Here is a 4,370-nt window from a genome sequence, read left to right as displayed (position 1 = left end):
TACTGATATAGTCAGAAGTTCTGAATAATTTAACCTTGATATGATAATCCGGTATATATTATTTATACCGGATTTTTTCTTATTTTTAGAATTTAATCTAAGTCTGATTTCTTACTATATAAAAATATAATAAAAATATATTTAATTGTGTGATATTGGTTTTTATGAATAATTAATAAGAGTTAATATAAAGTTGAAAATAATCATATTTTTTGGTGTTAATATATAGCAGCCAAAATATAATTTGGTTTAGCATGCATATATAATAAATACAGATAACGGCTCTGCTTTTAATGATGAAATTCAGTGTTTGTTAATGAAAATTGCGGAAAATTAAAGGAAATGATTAAAAAATAGAAACGAAAATGAAATATCTTATTTAGAATTACAAATTGATAGTTAAGATAAGACACCGAATGGTTAATTTGTTGCAAACAATCTAAATATAACCCGTTTTTGTTGTCCTTTGAAACACCAATCCGCTCCGATTTTCGGGTTGAAATTAATATCCACCTCATCTTCATAGAAAACGGGATGTAATCCCCACTGTCCGGTTCAAGTTGTTCACACGGAAAGCCCAGCCAGGCCATAAAGCGGGTCATACCATCCTGTTCTTTCAAATAATCCCAAGGCAGTGTCAAGCTTAGGTAAGAGCTATCATCGCCACTATCTATTTCTCTGGAATCCAGATAACGCACCAGATAACGAGGTGCCTCATCTTCATTTTTGGCATCACTGACCACCCAACCACAAGGCTGTTTTTTCTCTTGGGTGTAACCCTGTTTAAAAAACAGGGTAATCGAGAGACCCAGACGAGAAACGGTCAGCCCATCGCCATTGAGGAAGGTAAACGCGACCAGTTGTGATTTCAACTGAGCAAAGTAATCTACAGTTTCCATCATTTTCTCCGTAAATTATGAGGCAGTGGATAATCTGTTATTCCCACATGTTTGCCGCTTCCCGTATCAGATGCCATACAGTTGTGCCCGTCTCTGCGCCTTCAACATCAAAAGCCGTCGCCCCCTGAGCAAAGAAGTACTGCTGACCCGGCAGGCTATCGGTTTGCCAGATCCCGCTGACCAGTGCCGGATGGTTACCTTTCAAAGGGGTCACTTGCAGCGGTCCCCGGTCATAACGGGCATACCAGGCTAGGGTGGAAATATCATCAAAATGACCAGCGCCATAAAAATGCAATGAATGGCCTTCACGAGGTATCACCCGGATCGGACGTATCAGTTGGTTAATGGCAAAATAACTCTCCGGGACACTGCCCGGTAGCGGCGTTAGGTCCGGGTATTGACCGGCCCGGATCATCAGACCATTAGAGTAAGGCGTAATCACCACATCCGGGTAGAGGTGGCGGGCCAGCACATGACGTATCCAGAATTCCCCACCCAGTCGATTTACAAATCGTTTGGACAGTAAGGTGATCCAGTTAATGCCACGGATGGAATGTCCATACTGTAATTTGGCTGTATGAACCGCAGAATTAACCTGCAATGCAGGGTAACGCTGCGCTAGCTGGTACTCTAAGGGAAAGTAGTCATGGTAATCTCTGGGCAGCACCAGACAATAACCGCAGTCCCCACTGTCCGGTTCGAGTTGTTCACACAGAAAGTCCAGCCAGGCCATAAACCGGGTCATGCCCTCTTGTTCTTTCAGATAATCCCAGGGCAGTACCAGACTCAGGTAAGAACTACTGTCGTCACCATCAGCTTCATCGGAATCCAGGTAGTGCATCAGATAGCGGGGAGCTTCATAGATATTTTTGGCGTCACTGATATCCCAAGTAGAAAGCTGGTTTTTTTTCTGATTAAGAATACCTTCTTCGACTTTGGCAATATTTTCTGGGGAATATTTTTTTAGTCCTTTCAGTGAATGACGATGAAAACGTAGGTGAGGGCCAAATTCTTCGCGAAAGCGGCGGTAGCAAGCCAGAATGCGTTGTTTTTTCTCCTGGGTGTAGCCTTGTTTAAAAAACAGAGTGATAGAAATCCCAAGACGAGAAACGGTTAGCCCATCGCCATTGAGGAAGGTAAACGCGGCCAGTTGTGATTTCAACTGGGCAAAGTAATCTAAAGTATCCATATTTTCTCCATGAATTATGAGGCAGTGGCGAATGTCACACTCGCCAATATTGCCAGGACGGCGGCTAACGCGGCGGCGCTCACTGCGGCAGCGGCAGCTAAAATTTCCACCAGTGCAATCAGCGCGGCAGCGACGGCAACGGTGACCAGGATAACAACGGCAACGCCGGCAATAATTACAACTAATTCCAGCATGCCTTCACCCACCTCTTTTAATATTTGCATCCAGCTAATGTTTTTCAGCTCTTCCAGAGTGATATCTGAGCCCTGTTGAACGGTTTGCCACCGGGCTTTTATCTCATTCTCAGTCCAGGTCACGATTTTCCCCGTTTGTTCATTAACCCAGGAAAACGCATAGCTGACTTGATGAGTGACCGGATCAATAATTTCTTCACACACCCACTTACCGGCTTGATTGAACCAGATACCAAACTGGGCAAGGAGCTCCCGGGTACTATCTCGGACATAATTCAACCCATTTTCAGCCAGACCAGCCACCTCCTGTCCGAGGATAACCCAGTCTTCATAGCTGGGTAAAAACGACCAGCGGGAAGTGCTGAGCAGCGGTGGATTTTTTGTCAGGGGTTGCGGAATGGTCCCCGGTACACCCTCTACGGGAGGGGTGAGTAAAGCTTCGTCATCAGAATGCGAACCGGGCGGCAGCGGGGCCAGTGGGATGGGGTTTTTATAGTGTTGGGAACCGGGTTGATAATGTTTTCGCCACGCCTCATCGTACTGTTTTTGCTCCTCAGTGCGATTATCCATGACGCGCATTACACCAAAACGTTTTTCTGTCGCAATCTGGATATAATCCTTTTCTTGATCGTCAGAAAGATCATCTCCCGGAAATTTTACCTCAATCAACATTTTCAGATTATCGGGATGCACAGAACCATCGAAGTAGGCGGCATTTCTGCCCGGCCAGCGAAGAGCCTCATCTCTAACCAGAATAATATCGGGGCGCCGAATACGTTTAATCCCAAATTTCTCCGCGTCTTCGGCAGAAGGCCGGGCAAACGGATTACTGGATTGCGGTAAATTATCACCATAACGCTGTTTAGAGTTTTGGCTAGTCGCCAGCATGGGTAAGGGGACATCCTGCTCTCCTCTGATAGCAAACACTACTTCCGCTTTATAGGGCCATAGAAAGTCATGCTTAAGCTCCTCAACCTTAATCAACCCACTCATAATGACTTGATTAAGAAAGCGAATAGCGCCCAGTTTGGTGACAATCATTGCCGGCAGGCGCAGAGCGTATTCGGCTTTTCTCGCCAGATAACAGGGATCTTCATCGGCGGGAAAGACCCCTATTTCCATCGTACAGGTGATTGATGTGACAGCCGGGCACATCTTGCCGTTGTTGGATATTGCCATACTTATTCCTCCGTAAATTCCATAACATGCTCTACCGGTGTGTTATCACTGGCCTGATATAAGGTTTGCTTCGGTTTAGGTGGGGTTTCCGGTGAACTCAGTTGCAGATTTTCTTCTGCCGCACTCTGTACCGTCATCGTTCTGCCCAGCGCGTCAGTTTTACCCGGGATGACCTGACCATCGCCAGTGGTAATGGTGTAGGGGACATCCACCAACGGCTTATCGCTTTGCTCGCTGAGCAGGGTATAACGGGCGGAGTAGTCAAACAGCGCACCGGCGGATTTCTTGCCGGTGATATGGTCGGTCATCGTGATGCTGACCCCTTCGATACGGATATTGCCTATCGGGTCAATGACTATCTGCCCGCCTGCGTTCCCAATGATGATTTGCCCGCTTTCAGAGTGCACTGTGATATGTTTACCCACGGTGATTTGCTGGTTATCGGCGATGTTCAGTTGATGACTTTTACCAATGGAAACGGCTTGCTGACCTTTAATCGTCACCGTCTGATTTTGACCCACTTCAAGCGTCTGGAAGCCCTGCACGGCTTCATCATCATCGTTTTTAATTATCGCCGTGCGGTTATGCGCCACTTCTGTTTTCTGGTCATTACCTATTCTGCGCGGTTTTATCCCAGAGGATCTGCGTTTTCATATCCCGTTGAGCATGAATAAACACTTCCTCGCTTCCTTTGGCATCCTCAAAGCGCAGTTCATTAAATCCCTGTCCCCGGTGAGTCCGGGTTTTAAAGGTGGTACGGGTTTTCTCCAGCGGTAAATTAAGCGGCGGGCGGTTGAGGCCGTTATAGGTACACCCCGTCACAATCGGGCGATCGATATCGCCGTTGAGATAACTGACTATCACTTCCTGCCCGACGCGAGGGATCGCCATAAAACCGAAACCGTTGCC

General features: G+C 46.4%; 2 protein-coding genes and 2 pseudogenes. All 4 read right to left on the bottom strand.

Annotated elements, in window-relative coordinates; all coding sequences use genetic code 11:
• Nucleotides 1-551 precede the first annotated feature (551 nt).
• A pseudogene (locus OO184_RS12755) lies at nt 552-899 on the bottom strand (type VI immunity family protein); the annotation flags it as partial.
• A gap of 37 nt (nt 900-936) precedes the next feature.
• Entirely contained in the window at nt 937-2,088 is a 1,152-nt protein-coding gene (locus tag OO184_RS12750; protein WP_265379511.1) for a DUF3396 domain-containing protein, read from the bottom strand.
• Between the two features lie 14 nt (nt 2,089-2,102).
• A complete protein-coding gene (locus OO184_RS12745; RefSeq protein ID WP_265379510.1) occupies nt 2,103-3,461 on the bottom strand; it encodes a VRR-NUC domain-containing protein in 1,359 nt (452 codons plus the stop codon).
• A gap of 2 nt (nt 3,462-3,463) precedes the next feature.
• Nucleotides 3,464-4,370: pseudogene (locus OO184_RS12740) on the bottom strand (bacteriophage T4 gp5 trimerization domain-containing protein); the annotation flags it as partial.

Origin of the sequence: Photorhabdus aballayi, assembly GCF_026153155.1 — a bacterium.
Taxonomy (GTDB): domain Bacteria; phylum Pseudomonadota; class Gammaproteobacteria; order Enterobacterales; family Enterobacteriaceae; genus Photorhabdus; species Photorhabdus luminescens.
This window is presented reverse-complemented; position numbering and strand designations above follow the sequence as displayed.